Origin of the sequence: Vibrio metschnikovii CIP 69.14 (assembly GCF_000176155.1) — a bacterium.
Taxonomy (GTDB): domain Bacteria; phylum Pseudomonadota; class Gammaproteobacteria; order Enterobacterales; family Vibrionaceae; genus Vibrio; species Vibrio metschnikovii.
Map to the genome: position 1 here is coordinate 79,168 of NZ_ACZO01000006.1, position 19,759 is coordinate 98,926.

Consider the following 19,759-nt stretch of genomic DNA (forward strand, 5'->3'; position numbering starts at 1 on the left):
TTATTTGATCTCTACTTGCTCTTCATTGGTTTGTGCTTGAGCAATCTGACCGATAACCCATGCCGTTTCACCTTCTTGCTGTAGCAGCTCAACCGCCGCTTGTGCTTGGGCTTGAGGTAGGGCAATCACTAAGCCGACGCCACAGTTGAACGTACGATACATTTCACGCGTTGCTACATTGCCTTTCTCTTGTAGCCAAGTGAAAATCGCTGGCCATTGCCAACTGCTACCATCAATCACCGCTTTAGTTCCTTGCGGTAATACTCGTGGGATGTTTTCCCAGAAACCGCCGCCAGTAATATGAGAAATAGCGTGAATATCATGTTCAGCAATCAGCTTTAAGCCAGATTTTATATAAATTCGGGTTGGTTCAAGTAAATGTTCACCGATGGTTTTACCAGCCAATTGTTCATTCTTATCAGCGCCCGAGACTTCAAGAATTTTACGGATCAGTGAGTAGCCATTAGAGTGAGGACCACTGGAACCGACAGCGATGAGTGCATCACCCACGGCCACTTTGGAACCATCGATAATCGCTTCTTTCTCAACCACACCGACACAGAACCCAGCGACGTCATAGTCTTCGCCTTCGTACATTCCCGGCATCTCTGCTGTTTCTCCGCCGATTAACGCGCATCCCGCTTGGACACAGCCATCGGCAATCCCAGAGACGACATCCGCTGCTGTATCGACGTCCAGTTTTCCGGTCGCATAGTAATCAAGGAAAAACAGCGGTTCTGCACCTTGTACGATCAAATCATTGACGCACATCGCCACTAAATCGATGCCGATGGTGTCGTGTTTTTTCATATCCAAAGCTAAGCGTAGTTTTGTCCCTACGCCATCGGTCCCAGAAACCAAAACCGGATGCTTGTATTTACTTGGAAGTTCACACAGGGCACCAAAGCCGCCAAGGCCACCCATAACTTCAGGACGACGAGTACGCTTTACTGCGCCTTTAATTCGTTCAACCAGTGCGTTGCCTGCATCAATATCTACACCGGCATCTTTGTAGCTAAGAGAAGTGTTGTTACCGCTCACGGGGGAAGTCCTCGATCTAATTGGATATGAAAACGCCGCTATTCTACAGGGCTTAAATCAAAAAGGAAAACGTTTGCGTCAGTTTTTTTATCCAGATTTAAACGCTTAAAATAGGTAGAAATGCGTGTATAATCGAAAAGTTTATTTAAATTATGCCGGAGATGAAAATGAAAGTTGTTGAAGTGAAACACCCTCTAGTCAAACATAAACTGGGTTTAATGCGAGAAGGTGATATCAGCACTAAACGTTTTCGTGAGCTAGCGACTGAGGTTGCCAGTTTATTAACTTATGAAGCGACTTCAGATTTTGAGACAGAAAAAGTGACGATTGAAGGCTGGGATGGTCCTGTTGCTGTTGATCAAATTAAAGGCAAAAAGGTCACGGTTGTCCCGATTCTACGTGCGGGCCTTGGTATGATGGATGGGGTACTAGAGCATATTCCTAGCGCAAGAATCAGTGTTGTCGGCATCTACCGTGATGAAGAAACACTTGAGCCAGTGCCTTACTTTAATAAACTGGCATCGAACATTGAAGAGCGTATTGCGCTGGTGGTTGACCCTATGTTGGCGACTGGTGGCTCGATGATTGCAACGATTGATCTTCTAAAAGAGAAAGGATGTAATCAAATAAAAGTGCTAGTCTTGGTCGCAGCGCCAGAAGGCATTGAAGCACTGAAAAAAGTGCATCCAGATGTTGAACTTTACACCGCCGCCATTGATGAGAAACTCAATGACAAAGGCTACATCGTGCCTGGTTTGGGAGATGCTGGCGATAAGATTTTTGGTACTAAATAACGGCGTTTTTTAATTCGCTAAGTGATACAAACATGATGAGGAGCCTTGGCTCCTCATCATGTTTCAAGGTCTGCTATTTTTTCAAGCTCAGCGTGCCGGCTTTTCGGGTTGGATTACGGCGTGCAGAGCGAGCAGTATTGTCGTTACGTTTAACGTCGCCGTGCTGCTGGCGCTGTTCTCGCCCTTTTTTTGAATTTGGCGCATGACGAAACTCATGGGCTTGACGCCCCTGATAAGTTTTGTGGGGAGTTTCGGAGGTGGTTTTGGATTGCGCCAATCGACTATCAAACAATTTTGCATCGGTGGCTTTGCGGATCTGTTTACCTGAACTATCGGTTTTTGATGCCTCTTCAGTACTGACTGAGCTTTCGCACATCGCGAGGATCTCATTGACTTCGGCATCGGTTAAATAACGCCATTGACCATTCGGTATGCCATCTAGTGTGATGTTCATAATACGTACACGACGTAGTTTAAACACTTCATAACCCAGTGCTTCACACATGCGACGAATTTGTCTATTTAATCCTTGGGTAAGGATAATTCTAAATGAGTACTGGGTCTCTTGAACCACTTTACACGGTAGGGTGACGGTATCAAGAATATTGACCCCCGCAGACATTTGACGAATAAATTCTGCACTAATCGGTTTATTGACCCGTACCACGTATTCCTTTTCGTGGTTATTACCGGCACGTAAAATTTTATTAACGATATCACCGTCATTAGTCAAAAAAATCAACCCATCAGAGGGTTTATCGAGGCGACCGATGGGGAATATACGTTTATTGTGTCCAATAAAATCGACAATATTACCAGGGACATCTCGTTCGGTGGTACAGGTGATGCCAGTCGGTTTATTTAACGCAATATAAATCGGTTTTTCTTTATAGCCGACCGGTTTGCCATCAATGCATACTTGGTCGTGTTCAGTGACTTTGCTGCCCATTGGTGGCAGTTGCCCATTAATGGTTACACGACCTTGCTCAATCAGTTTGTCGGCCTCACGGCGCGAACAAAAGCCCGTTTCACTAATGTATTTATTTAAGCGTTTTTCGGTTAACGATGACATGAAAACTCCTGACGTTTCTCAACGGAATGGTGAAAAAATGAAATGAAGTAGATGAACGGAGCATTTTACCAGTTATTGCACTTTAACCAAGCCGTTTTTGATGGCGTTCTCGATTCTCACTTTTCTGATTTTTACTTTTCTTTAACAGCAGATAAACCGCACCACTTCCACCGTGAAAGCGTTGTGCACTATGCGCGCATTGTACTTCATCAATTTGAGTTAACCAGCTGGCGACAAAGCTTTTCATTAACGCTTGTGGGGTAGAGCGCTCCCCTCGACCATGGACGATGAGCACGGTTCGCAAGTCCATTTTTATGCATTGAGCGATAAAGTGAATCACTTCGTCGCGAGCTTGTTTGAGGGTTTTTCGATGTAAGTCTAGTCGTGCTTGTAAGGGGTATTTACCTAAGCGGAGTTTCTTATACACCCCATCCTGAATACCTGCTTTTTTATATTCAATGATGTCATCAGGTTTGAGCATGGCGGCGCAATCGATGGAAAGATAATCCGGTTCTTGCGTCGATAACGTGATGGCTGCTTGGCGTTTGGCGAGTTGTGCTTCGGTGATAGTATGCGGTTTGTTAAGTTGTGCGACATCGTGAGCCAGCGGTTTCACATCATCCATCATTTGCTGAAATAGTTCTAAATCATCGTTAGGCATCATCACACCTTAAATTCACAATTGGCTTGGTAAGTTGATTATACCGATGCAGAGAAAGCGTTGATCAGTTTGTTATTAAAAAAAACCGAAGTAGACAAATTATCTACTTCGGTGCATAGCGTGAGACTATTTAACAATCGAAGCTAAGCGATCTAGTGAGGAGATTTGTCCTTGATCACTTTGTAAACCACTAAACTGGCTAAAAGTAGCCTGAGGCTGACCGTCTGTAGATTAAGCGGATAGCATTACCCAGTCGTTACTTAGGTCTGACGTCTCTGTTTCTCACAAAGTGTTTAAAGACCCTGACACCTTAAAACCCTGCCCAAGTTTTGACGCTGATCTGGATCAAATGTAGTTAATTGGTTGCATTTATGTTTAAGATTGTGTGCCTTTAATCACATCTTGTTCGCTTTGTTCAAGTTTTGTTCGAACGTCATCTGGAAAATTGAAAAGCGTCGAAAAGGACTTGCTTCACAAAAAAGAATCGGTAACATACCCAACATAGAACGGTGAATAGCGCAGCTTGGTAGCGCATCTGGTTTGGGACCAGAGGGTCGGGGGTTCGAATCCCTCTTCACCGACCATATTTAAGGCCTCAGCCATTGTGCTGGGGCTTTTTCGTTATTGCTTAGCTGGAAAACAAGTTGCTTGTTGGCTTTGATTACGTTGAATGAGATCAAAACCTTGGTCTTGCAATAACGTTAATACATTATCTTTCCCCACCAAATGAAGTGTCCCCACGACAACGAGATAATTGCCAGATGATGAAGGAAGAAAGTCTGGCGAAATTAGCTTATCTACCCATTGATGATTGCGCTTGATAATCAATGAATCTTCCATCTCAGCTGACATCTTCGTCTGTTTTAAAAGCTGTTCTAGCTTTACGCTATCGCCACTTTGCCAGCTTTCGATCAGACATTCAGTCATGCTGTGTTGGTTTTCCCATTCATCGAGTAGCGCTATCAATAGCTCTTGTCCGTCATTAGGTAAATTCGTTAACACATCGATTTGATATTGCGCGGTCTCTAAAGGAAGTAGCGTTATACCGATTTGCTTGGCTTGACGAATAAAATGTAGGTCAACCCCTTGTTCTGCAGAATAACCCAGCTGATGGAGATGTAAAAACTGCAGTTGTAGCGCGCTACTCCATGGTGGAAGATTGGCCAATCTATCTGTGTTTTGTTTGAGTCGTTGCGCCATATTATCCAACTGACGATATTGTTGTGTGGTCAGTATTTGTTGACTGGTTACGGAAGGGATTGGATAGGTAATAGCCTTCAAATCACTTAGGTCGACTTCAATAATTAAACCATTGCTGGTTGCGAGGCGTTCATACAAAGTGCTCGGCAAGGGGTACATGGATGATTTACCCACATGGATAGACCCAACGATATCAAAAGACAAATTTCCTTTTGTTGCTTGCCAGTAGAGTGGCTCAGCATGAAGGCCTAAGGCGAAAAAAATGGCTAAATAAGAGAGTAATCGAGAATTCAACAAAATAGCGTTCACCTTAAACTTGAGTTAAAGAGATACTCTAGCGTAAATAACATAATCAGAATGACTATAAACTTAAGATCTTAATCACAAATTTACTTTTATTTTTAAGTTGACGATCAGCGATTGCTGCTACGAAAAGTGATCATTATCTCAATAAGTAGATAGGATTATGACATTGATGTGATTGAGATCGCAGTAATCTCGTCAAAATAGAAGTGTCGATTTTGACGTTAACTTTAACTCAATGATAAGTAATGGTTTTTTATTTTCATAAAACCTAAAATTTGAACGTGATCACTGCTTAGTATGATTAATTTTACGCCGCAAAATAACTCGCGTTATGGTTGGAAGATGAATCATGGCAATCATCGGATAATGCCGTCATCAAGGGAGGAAAAAGAGTTTACTCCTTCCTATATTTCCAACCGAAAGAAGGTAATTCTATGTTGAACAAGAGTGTAATCGCCATTTCAGTCACCGCAGTATTAGCGGGATGTTCAATGATGGGCACGTCTAATCAAGCGCTAGTCAATTCACTGGCGGGCAATTTGGGTATTCAATATCACGTCGTCACAAACCACGGCGCTAATGACGGCTTGGCTTGTGAAGCTCTCGGTGCAGAATGGGCTTCATGTAATAAGGTTAATATGACGCTTCTTAATCAAGGTGAGGCGATAAAGTCGAGAGACTGGGCTATCTACTTTCACAGTATTCGCTTGATTTTGGATGTGGAGAATGACCAGTTTAAAATTTCTCGCGTGACGGGTGATTTACATAAACTAGAGCCAACAGAGAAATTTGCCGGTTTTGCGGCGGGTGAAGAGGTCGTTTTACCACTCATCGGTGAATATTGGACGCTGTTTGACACTGATTTTATGCCAGGTGCTTTTGTGGTCGCTCCTAATGCAGAGCCTAGGCTTATTGCATCGCTGAATACCGAAGATATTGCTTCGTTTGTGAGCGGTATTGACGGTAATAATTTAAAACGGACTCCAGAAGACAATAACGTTTTTGCCAACGCGATATCGCGTTTTGAGCAGAATGCCGACCTAGCAAAACAAGAGGTTTCCACTACGTTACTCCCAACCCCAATGCTCGTTGAAGCGAGTCAAGGCGTGGTGGATATTGCGGCAGGTATCGCGTTGCCTAAAGAAGCATTCAATGCCACTCAATACAGCGCAATTCAACATCGCGCAGCCGTGATCGGGATAAATGTTCGTGGTGAGCTTCCTGTCAGCGTTACGGTTGTTCCTGCAGGTTTCACTGGTGAATTAGCAAAATCAGGGGCTTATGAGTTGACCATCAAAGGCGACGGTATTGTGATTAAAGCGTTTGACCAGGCGGGTGCTTTTTACGCAGTACAATCTATCTTTGGTCTTATCGACAGCCAACAGCCTGATGCTTTACCACAGCTGTTTATTCAAGATGCTCCTCGTTTTGAGTATCGCGGCGTAATGGTTGATGTCGCGCGTAATTTTCATTCCAAACAAGCCATTTTAGCTACGCTAGACCAAATGGCGGCGTACAAGATGAATAAACTTCATCTTCATTTAACCGATGATGAAGGGTGGCGTCTAGAAATTCCCGGTTTGCCAGAATTGACCGAGGTAGGCGCTAAGCGTTGTTTTGATCTGGAAGAGAAGCATTGCTTGTTGCCTCAGCTAGGCTCTGGACCGACATCGGATAACTTTGGCTCTGGTTATTTCAGTAAAGCCGATTATATCGATATTGTTAAGTACGCCAAAGCGCGCCATATTGAAGTCATTCCTGAAATTGATATGCCAGCGCACGCTCGCGCAGCGGTGGTTTCAATGGAAGCACGTTACGAGCGACTAATGGCACAAGGTAAGCAAATACAAGCGAATGAATACCGTTTGATGGATCCGCAAGATACTTCAAATGTGACCACGGTTCAGTTCTATGATAAACAAAGCTTCATCAATCCTTGTCTTGAATCATCAACGCGCTTTGTCGATAAAGTGATTTCTGAAGTGGCCGCCATGCACATCGAAGCAGGTGCACCGCTAACCACATGGCACTTTGGTGGCGACGAAGCGAAAAACATCAAGCTTGGTGCAGGCTTTCAAGACGTAAACGCTCAAGATAAAGTTGACTGGAAAGGCACGATAGATCTCGCTAAGCAAGATAAGCCATTCGCACAGTCGCCACAATGTCAGATACTGATTGCAGACGGTACCGTGAGTGATTTTGGTCACCTGCCAAGTTTCTTTGCAGAGCAAGTCTCTAAAATTGTCGCTGAGAAAGGCATCCCAAGTTTCCAAGCGTGGCAAGATGGTCTGAAGTACAGTGAAGGTCCAGAAGCTTTCGCCACCACGAATAAACGTGTTAACTTCTGGGACACTCTATATTGGGGCGGCAGCGCATCGGTTTACGAATGGGCCAAACAAGGCTATGACGTGATTGTTTCTAACCCAGATTACGTTTATATGGATATGCCGTATGAAGCCGATCCAAAAGAGCGCGGCTACTATTGGGCTACACGTGCTACCGATACGCGTAAAATGTTCAGTTTCGCACCTGAGAACATGCCACAAAATGCGGAAACTTCACTCGATCGCGACGGGAATGGTTTTACGGGCAAAGGTGAAGTACAAGGCAAACCTTTCTATGGTCTATCGGCACAACTTTGGTCTGAGACGGTGCGCAATGATGAGCAATATGAGTACATGGTATTCCCTCGCGTATTAGCCGCGGCTGAACGTGCGTGGCACCGAGCTGAGTGGGAAAATGACTACAAAGTAGGGGTTGAGTATTCACAAGACAGCCAACTTGTTAACCAAGCGGCGCTTAACCAAGATTACAACCGCTTTGCCAATGTGCTGGGTCAGCGTGAATTGGCGAAGCTTGAAAAAGCGGGTATCGATTACCGTCTACCAGTACCGGGAGCACGTATCGATAATGGTTATTTAGCCATGAATGTTCAATTTCCAGGTGTGAGCCTGCAATATTCATTGGATGGACAGCAATGGTTTGATTTTGATGCTAGCAATCCTCCTCAAGTGAGTGGCGAAGTCGCGCTTCGTTCGACGTCGGCAAGCGGAATGCGATTCAGTCGGGTTACTGTCATAAACGAATGATATACGCTCAAGCCTCTCTATCGAGAGGCTTTTTTTATCTTCTGAGTGTTTAGCCATCAATCATGGTAGCGTACTTTGCTAAAACGAAGGCGGTTAGCATTGGTTACGACAGTAATTGAAGATAAAGCCATTGCGGCACCAGCCACGACCGGACTGAGTAAAAAACCAAATGCCGGATAGAGTATTCCAGCCGCAATTGGGATACCGAGCGTATTATAAATGAAAGCACCAAATAGATTTTGTTGCATATTCCTTAAGGTCGCTTTAGACAGGTCGATGGCATTGACGACGGCTAACGGTGAAGAGTTCAGTAATGTCATTTGTGCGCTTTCTATCGCCACATCACTGCCGCTGCCCATTGCGATACCAATATTTGCCTGTGCCAGAGCTGGTGCATCATTGATGCCATCTCCAACCATCGCTACGTGCCGGCCTTGATGCTGTAACTGCTCAATATGCTGCGCCTTTTGTTCAGGTAGGACTTGGGCAATGACTTGATCGATACCTAGTTGCTTGGCGATTGACTCGGCAACACTGTACTGATCGCCAGTCAGCATTACCGTATGAATCCCCATTTGTTGTAGTGCTTTAACGGCTTTGGCTGCGCTGGCTTTGATAGGGTCAGCAATGGCTATCATCCCAATCAACTGGTGATGTCGAGCGATAGCGACGGGAGTCCATGCCTGATCCGCAAAATATTGAATGGTACTTTGCGCAACACTGAGATCGATAGCGAGCTCTTGCATATAGCTTAATGAGCCTAAATGTACCGTATCACCTTGATAAGACGCTTGAACGCCTTTACCACGCTGATTCTCAAACTGTGCAATATTTGCGGCCGTTCCATTGTACTGCCGTGCGTATTCGCAAATAGCTTTAGCCAGTGGGTGCTCTGAATACTGCTCTAAGCCAAAGGCTAAACTGAGCAATGCCGATTCGTCATCTTCAAAACTCACAACGTGTTGAACGCTTGGTTTTCCTTGCGTTAACGTGCCCGTTTTGTCAAAAACCACAGTATCGATGTTACTGGCTAACTGCAAAACGTTGGCGTCACGAATCAGTATGCCCATTTCTGCTGCTTTACCGATACCAACGGTAACGGAAAGTGGGGTTGCCAAACCGAGGGCACAGGGGCAAGCGATGATCAACACGGTGGTCGCGACTACGAGCATATAACTGGCTTTAGGATCAGGACCAAACCAAAACCAGATTGCCGCTGCAATACAAGCTATCACCACCACGATAGGGACAAATACGGCCGAAATTTGGTCGGCCAGTTTGGCAATGGCTGGCTTGCTGCTTTGTGCTTGACGTACCATTTGAATAATACGAGCTAACATGGTTTGTGAGCCGATCCCAGTGGCTTTAATCAATAAACTGCCATCTTGATTGATGGTACCTGCGGAAACGGTATTGCCCGGTATTTTATGGGCGGGAATCGGCTCACCAGTCAGCATGGCTTCATCAATATAGGAATCGCCTTCGATCACTACACCATCGACTGGGACTTTTTCTCCGGGTTTAATACGCAGCATCATGCCTTGTTGTATGTGAGCAAGAGTAATGACTTGCTCGCCTTGTTCGGTAACGAGGATGGCTTGTTGTGGCTGTAGATTGATTAAGGCTTGCAGCGATTGAGTGGTTGTTGATTTGGCTTTCGTTTCAATATAATGACCCAGAGAGATAAGACCAATGATCATGGCTGAAGCTTCAAAATAGACATGCCGAGCTGCGGCGGGAAACCACTCAGGAAAGACAACCACTAACATCGAATAAAACCATGCTGCTCCCGTTCCTAAAGCAACTAAGCTATCCATAGTGGCTCGACGGTGGAGTAGTGCTTGCCAAGCATTGACAAAAAAAACACGTCCTGCAGTGGCGAGCATTGCTAAGCATGCCCACGCCAATCAGTCCCCAACCCAGTTGATCATGGGGATTATCGATCATCATGCTACCGCCAGCCATCCCCCACAGCATCATTGGGCCACCAAGTACAAGGCCAATCAGCGCATTGCGTCGATGTAATCGCTGAGTTTTTGCCAAGTGTTGTTGCTGTTTGGCTTGCTGTTCAAGGGGATCATCGACCGATTGGGCTTGATAACCCGCTTGCTTTACCGCGCTTAATAGCTGCTCAGTGAGTGGCTGTTGACTCAGTACTAATGCACTTTGCTCGGCTAAATTGACTTGTACTTTGTCAACACCGGGAAGTGCAGTGAGGGCCTTCTCTACCGAAGCCACGCAACTGGCACAGGTCATCCCTTCAATCAATAAATGTGTGCTAACTGTCGCTGGCTCGACGGCTATGTGCTCTTTTACGGTTTCATCAATTGCTGTTGGCGTCGGGATGAGCTTTTCCTCTTGAGAGCGAGGTTGACTTAATGTCGCTTGATAGCCTAAAGACTTAATACAACGCAACACATTATCAAGCGAGGTATCTACATCGAGTTCAATGAATGTGGGCGACAACGAATGGATGTGCAGGGTAAACTCACTGTGTAATTGGCGCTCTAGCTTGCGCGCGCAGCCCATACAGTTCAACCCTGATAAAGATAAAGCGTAATGATTCATTGTTATCTCTCCTAACTGATTGAGAGTAGGATAAACCTTGACCTTAAGGTAAGGTCAAGCGAATGATCATGACTTTTTTGAAGTTTCTTGGGTCTGTGCAGTGGGAGTGATAGAATGGCGCGCAAAATTTCGCTCATGCCAAGCTTTGGCTGAAGTTTATGAAAAAGGTAATCAATAATGACGGTTAAAACTCGTTTTGCTCCAAGCCCAACAGGCTATCTACACGTAGGGGGCGCTCGTACCGCTCTGTATTCTTGGCTCTATGCGAAGAGCCAAGGTGGTGAATTTGTTCTACGTATTGAAGATACCGATCTCGAGCGTTCTACTCAAGCGGCAGTCGATGCCATACTCGAGGGAATGACGTGGCTGGGCCTCGACTGGGATGAGGGCCCTTACTATCAAACGAAGCGTTTTGACCGTTACAACCAAGTGGTTGAACAGCTATTGGCTGAGAATAAAGCTTATAAGTGTTACGCCTCCAAAGAGTTGCTTGATGAGATTCGTGCCGAGCAAGAAGCGAACAAAGAGATGCCTCGTTATGATGCCAATCACCCTAAAATCAAAGCGGTGAATGAAGCTGCAAAAGAGGGCGATCCATGCGTGATTCGTTTTCGAAATCCCAAAGAAGGCAGCGTGATTTTTGATGATAAAATCCGTGGCCGAATTGAAATTCGTAACGATCAACTGGATGATTTAATTATTCGTCGTACCGATGGTTCGCCGACGTATAATTTCTGTGTCGTGGTAGATGACGTCGATATGGGGATTACCCATGTGATTCGCGGTGAAGACCATATCAACAACACGCCTCGTCAGATTAATATTTATCAGGCGATGGGAGCGACGATTCCAACATTTGCTCACTGTGCGATGATTTTGGGCGATGATGGAGCCAAATTATCCAAACGCCATGGTGCGGTGTCGGTGATGCAATATCGTGATGAAGGTTATTTGCCAGAAGCACTGATCAACTATTTAGTGCGTTTAGGATGGGGACATGGCGACCAAGAGATTTTTTCTCGTCAAGAGATGATCGATCTGTTTAGTCTTAATGCCATTTCTAAATCGGCTTCGGCTTTTAATACCGACAAGTTGTTATGGTTGAACAATCACTACATTAAAACCTCAGATCCTGAGTACGTCGCTAAACATTTAGAGTGGCATTTTACTCAGCAAGGTATTGATAAGCAGCAAGGTCCAGCCCTATCTGAAGTGGTTAAATTAGTTGGAGAGCGCTGCCATACCTTGGTTGAGCTGGCAGAACAATCGCGTTATTTCTACCAAGATTTCACTGAGTTTGATGCCGATGCCGCGAAAAAACATTTACGCGGTGTTGCCAAAGAGCCACTGGCATTGGCATTAACCAAGATTAACGAATTACCAGAGTGGAGTGTTGACGCGTTGCATCAAGTGATTGCTCTAGTGTGTGAAGAGCTGGCTATTGGTATGGGGAAAATTGGTATGCCACTACGAGTCGCGGTCACCGGTGGTGGGCAATCACCTTCTGTTGATGCGGTTATGCATTTGATTGGTAAAGCGCGTGTAGTACAACGTATTCAAATGGCATTAGATTTTATTGCAGAGCGTGAAGCAAACGCATAACACGATTGAGAATAATCCATAGTGTTGAAACCGCGGCCGATTGAAGCTGCGGTTTTTTTTATGGAGCAAGTTTGTTATCAGCGCATTAACGATTATTAACCCCTTTTAATTTGGTTAATCTCTATTTTTTGTGTGTGTTGTTGCTTATTTTTAATTCACATGACATTGGTTTAACATTCTTCAGGTATTATGAATCTGGCGGTTGATAAATGACCTTGGTTAATAGATATTAAACCGTGGGTTACTCAACGGCACCTCTCGATGAGTAATAGATACAGCAGTGGTCCGTTTGGTAACGGAGGCCTTAGCGTTTTGTTATTGGTTAGCTACAATCCGGTTTGGTCATGCTAATGATAATAATTAGTCAAAAGGAAAGGATTATGAAAAAGTTAGTGGCGATGATATCAGCGTCTTTAATGGCGGCGTCTTCTTCTGCAATGGCAGACGTATATTTAGGCGGCAAATTAGGACAAACATGGTTGAATGATTCCTGTCGAGCTGGTGAGGTTTGTGAAGACAGAGATACCAGTATGGGGGCTTTTCTTGGTTACAACCTAAATGAATGGTTAGCCGTGGAAGCGGGTTATGACATGCTTGGCAAATTTACTGGTATCGGATTGGCCGATGATAGAGTGAAAGCGATTACTTTGGCGCCTAAGTTTACTCTTTCTTTATCACCAAGTGTCGGTGCTTATGCTAAGCTCGGTGGTGCTTATGTCGATTATGGTGATGAAAGTGACTACTCGTTTCTTGCTGCTGCTGGTCTAGAATTTAATGTCAGCCCAAATGTTTCCTTACGCACGGAATATCAAGTTTTAACGGATATCAATAACGATCAAACCAGAGCAGAAGCTAACACCGTGTCACTTGGTGTGAGTTACCGTTTTGGTGCCGCAGCCCAACCGACTCAAGTGGTTGAAATTCGCCCCGTCACGGTGATTGAAGAAGTGATTGTTGTTGAAGAAATCGTAGAAACTGGACCTGTGTTCGTCAATAAAACCTATGACTTCCAACGACTTGATAGCAGCAGTTTTGCTTTTGATAGTGTTAGTTTAAATCAAGAAAGTAAACAGCAACTGACTAAGCTGGTTCGTTTTTTAAATCAATACCCGCAAGCTAAGGTAGTGATTACTGGGCACACTGACGCTACTGGTCCTGCAGCATACAACCAAACGTTATCAGAAAAACGAGCGAAAGCCGTTGCGGATGCGTTAGTTGAGCAGGGAATTCAGCGCTCTCGTATAACTTGGCGAGGAGAAGGGGAGACGAATCCTATCGCTTCTAATAGTACAGCGGAAGGACGTGAGCTTAACCGTCGGGTTGATATCACCATTCCAGAGTTTGATTATCAAGTTAAACAATAATCATGTAGTTGATTAATACAGCAAGAAAGCTCACTTCGGTGAGCTTTCTTATTTTAAGTCGATACTGTTTAAGCGGCCCATAAAGATCAAAATATCAAGGCAATCTTTATAAGCATCCAATAAGGCTTTTTTGGTCTTCGTATAAGCGGCAAGTTTACCGTGTTTACTGATTGAACAAACGACACTTCTAAAAGTACATTCACCTTGCTCATTGTAATCACGCCAGGCGGCGATATAGCAAGCGTCACGATAGTTTGGATTTTCTTTAGTGGGTCTTGGCTTATAAATAATTTTCGGTTCCAGGCTATGTGGCAATCGAGTCATGAGGTACGGATCTTTGAGAATTCGTCGCCAGTGTTTGCCCCACATTTCACGCCCTAGCTCATTACGCAGTTTAATGGCTTTTTTTAAGCCTTTTTCTTCCCCTAAACGGATATAACCGACTGATCGGTGTAACACGGTATCATCGGGAGTGTGGATGTGAACTTTATAAGCCGTTTTCGCTTTTGAGATAAAGCGATGGCCAGTATTCGTTTGGAGATTACTTTTTGTCATGCCGATTACGCTATAGAGTTCTTTGTTAATAATAAGAGTAGGCCAAAAATAATAGAGACAGTCAATTTAGTCTAGAGGAATAAAAAAAAGCTTCATCAACGTTAAGTCAACATTGTGCGAAAAAATGGCAGGGGACAACGAACAATCTTGGCGCTCCCGACTGGAGTCGAACCAGTGGCCTGTCCCTTAGGAGGGGACCGCTCTATCCTACTGAGCTACGGGAGCTTTGATTAATTTGGCGCATTAATTGTATCTCATCAATACGCCAAATTGTGCATTTTTTTGATGGTATTCGCTGATTGAATGACCAGTTAGTCACGAGATTATTCTAAAAATGACACTTGTTTATGCATAACATCACCAATCTGAATGCTTGACGCCAGTTCAGGCTGATCAACCGTCAACTCTGCATTTTTTTCATAGACGCGCGAGACGGTTAAGGTGATATCACTTTGTGACACCTTATTACGAGGCAAACCGTTCTGATCGATAAACGATCCTGTATGCCAAAGTTGTAATTTATCCCCTTCTTTCACGCCATGAATACGACCTAGATCGATACTGACGGTTTGCCCAAATTTAGCGACGACTTCTGGTAAGGTGATTTTACAAGAGATTTCAGATTCGAGATCCAGCATAATGTTCCGGCTGACCCGTAACAACATTTGACCATAGGTAGATGCCCAAAAACGGGCGCTACGAGTATCGACTTGGCTAGTTTTTGCAAACGGCCAGCTCGCAACTTCTCGATAATTTCTTCTCAAGATTTCACTGCCCGTTTTGCCATCAAAGACTTGCATTTCGAGAGCAAACTGACGATTAATAACATCATCTCGCAAAACCTTCTGTTCAATCGTTGCTGTTAAATCATTAATCACCCCACCGATAATATAGTGAGCCCCGGTATCTTGTGCGATCATTTGTATGCGAGTCGGGTTGCGATGATTGATATCGTAATCAGTGGTTCCAACAGAGACAAAGCTATGAGATTGCTGAGCGATTTGTCTATCGAGGACATCAGCAAAATCATCACCGATGGTGTAAATTTGTCCCATCACCGCTTGTTGTGGCGAAGCAAGATCAATATTGCCGACTAAAAAGGTCTTTTTGTATTGTTCTTTGTGGCAAGCCCTTGCCGATGGATAAATGTCGATACGAGCCGTAACCTTCATGACATTGCCACGAACCTTACGATTTTCAACGGAGATATAACGAACTTCATGGTTATTAAACAAATATTCCTTTCTATCGGTTTCGAGTAAAGGCATTAAATGACTAATACTACCAATATCTGCCCCGGCAAAATTCACCGCCTTATACAGCGCATCTTCCAGAGCATGCAATCTAGCGACCTCTTCAGAGGAAACGATCGTTGCGGTGCCAGTCACTTCGTACCAAGCGGCATGACTTTTGGTGGCAAAAAAAGCCATGAAAAGCATTGAGATTAAAAAAGAAACATTTTTTTTCATTATTAGTTACCAGTTGGGTATAAATCTTGCTTAGTAAGTGTTAGCTGATGTAGGTGCGCAATTCTGAATCAAAGACAGATTGAGAAAAGCAAAGAGCGTTCCAGTTTTGTCAAAACGGGTGAACGGGACGATAGCCTTAGTATATCTGGAGATGAAGAAAATGAAAAAATGGCTTGGTTTAGTACCGGTAGTCTTTTTGACGGCGTGTGCTTATGCGCCAATTTATAATGGTAAAGAGCCGTATTCTGGCTCACAATTTATGTTGATTGAAAGTCCGCGCCATACGTTGGATTTCTTTATTGATAGTTTGACAGAAGATCTCGTTCAGTCCAATACCAGTGTGACGGCTCGTACCCCGATCGCGGTGACTTCGTTTGTGGATCTACAAGATATGGATACCACCAATTGGTTAGGTAACTCTGTATCTGAAGGATTAATTCATCAGTTCCAGCGTCGCGGCTTTAAAGTGGTAGATTTTAAAACCACAGGGACAATTCAAGTCACTCGTCAAGGTGACTTTGCTTTTAGTCGAGACTGGAAAGATTTGGCTCAAGAGCAAGAAATTCAATACGTATTAACGGGTACTATGCTCCGTCAAGAAGGGGGGGTATTGGTTAATGCTCGGGTGGTTGGTATGCAATCGAGAATCGTGGTTGCGACTGCCCAAGGTTTCTTGCCGGCTGATCGCATTGGACGTGACTTAGATACGTTGAATACCATTCGTACGCAAGACGGTGTACTTATTCGTTCTGATCCGACAATGACTCGTCCATACAGTGTTATCTTGCGCCCTTAGGAGAATATGATGAGATCACCATTACTTTTTTTTCTGACCATCGTCATATTGCTCAGCGGTTGCCAGCCATTGCAGGCGATGCGTGAAGATGATTGGTTGACGGCAGTCGGTTATGCCAGCATCAGTGAGCAACGAGGCCGTGATGATGAGGAAAAGCAAGTGCGAGCAATGCGTGCTTCTAAAATAGATGCTTACCGTGAATTAGCAGAACAAGTTTATGGTATGCGAGTTAGTGGCCGAGCCGATTTACATGATCAACGTTTAGGTACTGAACTGACCTCAGGTGCGGTGGATGGTGTGATTCGAGGTGCAGAAGTGGTTCGCAGTTATAAAGTTGGCGATAGCTATGTAACTGAACTGCGGTTAGATATCCGTAAAATGGATCGATTACGCAGTTATGGCGAAGTTCAACAGGTGCCAGAGAAACGCCAGCAAACCTTATTTTAACTCTTTTCTTTCTCCAGAATATACGAAAGTGGCTGCAAATACTGTGGCCGCTTTTTTTATGCTGTGGGTTTGAGTTGGCAAGCTATCAGTGACTTTAGAATAGTGGCGAGTAAAAAATAGCGGATAAAAACGGAACGGGGATCATCAAGCTTTAAGGTTGGTGCCTAAGGTAGAAACGGTATGAGTTTGACCTGTCGCATTGTAAGTCATGCCGATTTTGCCGTGACTTTGCTGCATCAAATTATTCAGCTTATTAAAACTGACTTGTGCTCTTGCCAGTGCTTCACCATTCACTAGGTTGGCTTGCTGACAATCGTGAATAATGGAGCGAATTTGAGTCATTGTACTATGTAAATATTCATCTTCCGTGAGCTGATTAAGATGGGGATGACTCGCGATACGTTGATCGGTTTGCTGTAATCGAGTAATTAAGGCTATCTTTTGTTTCGCTGTTGACTCGATATCGGCAGAAACGCGGCTAGTAATGGCTATTTTTTCTTGTTCCAATACCGCTGAAAGCTCTTGAGCATTTTTCAATTGGAATGCAACTAAATCGTTTAATGCTGCCATAAATCAACCACCTTTATGCATCGGTCTGACTTGAAAGTGAGGTGATGGTTAAAAACCGCCCAACTCTTTCTCAAACTTAATCATATTATCTGCGAGCTTTTCAGCATCAACGACATAAGAGCCATTTGCTATGGCTTCTTTAATCGCCGCTACTTTTGCCGTATCAAAGCTTGGCGTTGCCGCCATTTCACTGTGCATTTCACCAATCGCTCTGCCTTGGGTACTTAGAGATACCGCATCTTGTTGAGATGATTGTGAGCGAGCGGCACTCGATGTTGATGATGCTGCTGTATTTGTGTCTGAACGAGCAGGTGAACGATTCGTTGTAACCAACGATTGACCTGAGCGTATGTTATCAATACCTGCCATAAACGAGCCTTTAAAATTGATCTATAGGTACCGTCATATCGACGGAGAGAGAGAAAACTTTAGTGCTTTGTTTACTCAACGATAAAAAATGATCGTAAAGGGCTTAAAATTGCACGGTAACTTCCCCCATTCCGCTCACTTGTGCATCTATTATACGGTTTGAACGATCATTTTTCACTTTTATCTGCTCTCCTAGGTTACCATCAGAGAGAGCGGTGCCTCTAGTTGTGATATTCATCCCGTTACTAATGGCTCTGATCAACACGCTTTCATTTCTACAAACGACACAAATATCATTACGATTGATCACGTCACCTAATTGTAAGTTTCTTTTCGTTTTTGCTCCAATTACCATATCTTGTGAGGAAAATCCTTGCCGTCGAAAGCGAAGCAGATCTACCATACTAAGAGTAATATCATTTTGCGTAATCGTTTGTCCTCTGGATAAGGCATTAAGCGCCGTCACCATAGGAACGGTCATCGTCAGTCTCACGGGAACATAAATTCGCCAGTTATCTGCTGGGCATTCAACCAATACAGTGATATTACTAGCAGAGCCGCTATGAGATGAAGACGATGTCTGTAGCTCATTAGGACAATCGGTAGCAAAGATCCTAGGATCAATGTTGGCCGCATTGACGACCAGTTCACCGCCTATCGGCTTATCGACGGTGTTGATGACATGACTTTCGGCTGCTCGCTGAATCTGTTCGATTTGCTCTGGCGTTGCAGAAAAAACCGAGAGACTAAAGAAAAATAATAAAAAGCCGATAGAGTTATAAAAAAAGTGGTAGAACCCTCTACACTTAGTTGGGGAATGGGAAAATAAACGGGTCTTCGAATTCATAGTTCGTTTCTCTGATTTCTTCATAGCCTGATTTAGACTACCACTTTTTTCCTATAAAAGTTTGAGATGGAGATGAGCTTATGACGGGTATTCTTGATTCTGTGAATCAGCGTACGCAACTTGTTGGTCAAAACCGACTAGAATTATTGACTTTCCGTCTTAACGGGCGTCAACGTTATGGTATTAACGTATTTAAGGTTAAAGAGGTTCTGCAATGCCCGAAGCTCACTGCCATGCCAAACTTACATCGCCTAGTTAAAGGTGTTGCTCACATCCGCGGTCAAACGGTCTCTGTGATCGATCTTAGCTTAGCCGTTGGTGGCCGTCCAACGGTTGATATTGATAAAAGCTTTGTGGTTATCGCCTAGTTTAACCGTTCGATTCAAGCTTTTTTAGTTAGCTCCGTTGAGCGAATTATCAATATGCGTTGGGAAGCGATATTGCCACCACCTGAAGCGGCAGGTAAAGGCAATTACCTCACAGCCGTCACCAATATCGATAATGAGTTGGTTGAAATTCTGGATGTAGAAAAAATCCTCGCTGAAATCGCCCCGGTCAACGAAATTATGAGTGCATCGATTGGCGAAGATATTGCTCATGCTGAGCAAGAAAAACCGATTGTACGCCGAATTCTTATTGCTGATGACTCAAGTGTGGCACGCAAACAGGTGCAAAGAGCGATTGAGTCGATTGGTTTTGAGTGTATTCTCACCAAAGACGGCAAAGATGCTTATGAAAAACTATTAAGTATGGCTGAAGAGGGCAGTATCTATGAGCAAATCTGTTTAGTGATTTCGGATATTGAAATGCCTGAGATGGACGGCTATACCTTAACTGCAGAGATTCGACGTCATAATGAATTAAAAAATTTATATGTTATTCTCCATTCGTCACTGAGTGGGGTATTTAACCAAGCAATGGTTGAAAGGGTCGGTGCCAACTCTTTCATCGCTAAATTCAATCCCGATGAGCTTGGCAACGCGGTGAAAGCTGCGCTAGTAGAATAAAG

At 44.1% G+C, this 19,759-nt stretch carries 15 protein-coding genes, 2 tRNA genes and 2 pseudogenes; 8 read left to right on the forward strand and 11 right to left on the reverse strand.

Features of this window, described 5'->3' with window-relative positions:
- Nucleotides 1-1,041, reverse strand: a complete 1,041-nt coding sequence (gene purM, locus VIB_RS03815; RefSeq protein WP_004394692.1) for a phosphoribosylformylglycinamidine cyclo-ligase — start codon at nucleotides 1,039-1,041, stop codon at nucleotides 1-3.
- A 167-nt stretch (nucleotides 1,042-1,208) separates the two neighbouring features.
- Here purM and upp point away from each other — a divergent pair, with 167 nt between their 5' ends.
- Entirely contained in the window at nucleotides 1,209-1,835 is a 627-nt protein-coding gene (upp, locus tag VIB_RS03820) for a uracil phosphoribosyltransferase (protein WP_004394693.1), read from the forward strand.
- A 73-nt stretch (nucleotides 1,836-1,908) separates the two neighbouring features.
- On the opposite strand, the gene rluF is transcribed toward upp, so the two are convergent.
- Both rluF and smrA read right to left on the reverse strand, forming a co-directional pair.
- Nucleotides 1,909-2,907 (reverse strand): 23S rRNA pseudouridine(2604) synthase RluF, encoded by a 999-nt coding sequence (gene rluF / locus VIB_RS03825; protein WP_004394694.1) that lies wholly within the window; start codon nucleotides 2,905-2,907, stop codon nucleotides 1,909-1,911.
- Between the two features lie 82 nt (nucleotides 2,908-2,989).
- Nucleotides 2,990-3,568 carry a DNA endonuclease SmrA gene (smrA, locus tag VIB_RS03830; RefSeq protein WP_004394695.1) on the reverse strand — a complete coding sequence of 193 codons (579 nt, stop codon included), beginning with the start codon at nucleotides 3,566-3,568 and terminating at the stop codon, nucleotides 2,990-2,992.
- Nucleotides 3,569-4,075: 507 nt separating this feature from the next.
- Between smrA and VIB_RS03835 the strand changes: the two genes are divergently transcribed.
- Nucleotides 4,076-4,152 (forward strand) — tRNA-Pro (locus tag VIB_RS03835).
- 37 nt (nucleotides 4,153-4,189) lie between these two features.
- Here the strand turns inward: VIB_RS03835 and VIB_RS03840 are convergent.
- The gene (locus VIB_RS03840) at nucleotides 4,190-5,065 is read right to left on the reverse strand and encodes a TraB/GumN family protein (protein ID WP_004394696.1); all 876 of its coding nucleotides are present in this window, start codon (nucleotides 5,063-5,065) and stop codon (nucleotides 4,190-4,192) included.
- Between the two features lie 443 nt (nucleotides 5,066-5,508).
- On the opposite strand from VIB_RS03840, the gene VIB_RS03845 reads away from it, so the two are divergent.
- On the forward strand, nucleotides 5,509-8,163 hold the full coding sequence (locus VIB_RS03845) for a beta-N-acetylhexosaminidase (protein ID WP_040904102.1): 2,655 nt from the start codon (nucleotides 5,509-5,511) through the stop codon (nucleotides 8,161-8,163).
- 56 nt (nucleotides 8,164-8,219) lie between these two features.
- Here the strand turns inward: VIB_RS03845 and VIB_RS03850 are convergent.
- Nucleotides 8,220-10,731: pseudogene (locus VIB_RS03850) on the reverse strand (heavy metal translocating P-type ATPase).
- 177 nt (nucleotides 10,732-10,908) lie between these two features.
- Between VIB_RS03850 and gltX the strand changes: the two are divergent.
- Nucleotides 10,909-12,333, forward strand: a complete 1,425-nt coding sequence (gltX, locus tag VIB_RS03855) for a glutamate--tRNA ligase (protein WP_004394698.1) — start codon at nucleotides 10,909-10,911, stop codon at nucleotides 12,331-12,333.
- 380 nt (nucleotides 12,334-12,713) lie between these two features.
- Entirely contained in the window at nucleotides 12,714-13,697 is a 984-nt protein-coding gene (locus VIB_RS03860; protein ID WP_004394699.1) for an OmpA family protein, read from the forward strand.
- 48 nt (nucleotides 13,698-13,745) lie between these two features.
- Here VIB_RS03860 and VIB_RS03865 read toward each other — a convergent pair whose 3' ends face one another.
- From VIB_RS03865 to VIB_RS03875, 3 genes are all read right to left on the reverse strand, one after another.
- Nucleotides 13,746-14,252: a hypothetical protein gene (locus VIB_RS03865; RefSeq protein ID WP_004394700.1), complete on the reverse strand. Its 507-nt coding sequence runs from the start codon at nucleotides 14,250-14,252 to the stop codon at nucleotides 13,746-13,748.
- A gap of 148 nt (nucleotides 14,253-14,400) precedes the next feature.
- Nucleotides 14,401-14,477: transfer RNA gene (locus VIB_RS03870), tRNA-Arg, on the reverse strand.
- A 98-nt stretch (nucleotides 14,478-14,575) separates the two neighbouring features.
- Nucleotides 14,576-15,721: a flagellar assembly protein FlgT gene (locus tag VIB_RS03875; RefSeq protein WP_004394701.1), complete on the reverse strand. Its 1,146-nt coding sequence runs from the start codon at nucleotides 15,719-15,721 to the stop codon at nucleotides 14,576-14,578.
- Nucleotides 15,722-15,881: 160 nt separating this feature from the next.
- Here VIB_RS03875 and VIB_RS03880 point away from each other — a divergent pair, with 160 nt between their 5' ends.
- Complete coding sequence (locus VIB_RS03880) at nucleotides 15,882-16,517, forward strand: FlgO family outer membrane protein (RefSeq protein WP_004394702.1); 636 nt, start codon at nucleotides 15,882-15,884, stop codon at nucleotides 16,515-16,517.
- A gap of 6 nt (nucleotides 16,518-16,523) precedes the next feature.
- Entirely contained in the window at nucleotides 16,524-16,964 is a 441-nt protein-coding gene (gene flgP, locus VIB_RS03885; protein WP_050782707.1) for a flagellar assembly lipoprotein FlgP, read from the forward strand.
- A 144-nt stretch (nucleotides 16,965-17,108) separates the two neighbouring features.
- On the opposite strand, the gene VIB_RS03890 is transcribed toward flgP, so the two are convergent.
- The 3 genes from VIB_RS03890 to flgA all read right to left on the reverse strand — a co-directional run bounded on the left by VIB_RS03890 (nucleotide 17,109) and on the right by flgA (nucleotide 18,774).
- The gene (locus VIB_RS03890; protein WP_004394704.1) at nucleotides 17,109-17,534 is read right to left on the reverse strand and encodes a flagella synthesis protein FlgN; all 426 of its coding nucleotides are present in this window, start codon (nucleotides 17,532-17,534) and stop codon (nucleotides 17,109-17,111) included.
- A gap of 48 nt (nucleotides 17,535-17,582) precedes the next feature.
- On the reverse strand, nucleotides 17,583-17,903 hold the full coding sequence (gene flgM / locus VIB_RS03895; protein WP_004394705.1) for a flagellar biosynthesis anti-sigma factor FlgM: 321 nt from the start codon (nucleotides 17,901-17,903) through the stop codon (nucleotides 17,583-17,585).
- A 103-nt stretch (nucleotides 17,904-18,006) separates the two neighbouring features.
- Nucleotides 18,007-18,774 carry a flagellar basal body P-ring formation chaperone FlgA gene (gene flgA / locus VIB_RS03900; protein WP_004394706.1) on the reverse strand — a complete coding sequence of 256 codons (768 nt, stop codon included), beginning with the start codon at nucleotides 18,772-18,774 and terminating at the stop codon, nucleotides 18,007-18,009.
- 56 nt (nucleotides 18,775-18,830) lie between these two features.
- Between flgA and VIB_RS03905 the strand changes: the two are divergent.
- A pseudogene (locus VIB_RS03905) lies at nucleotides 18,831-19,757 on the forward strand (chemotaxis protein CheV).
- Nucleotides 19,758-19,759 lie beyond the last annotated feature (2 nt).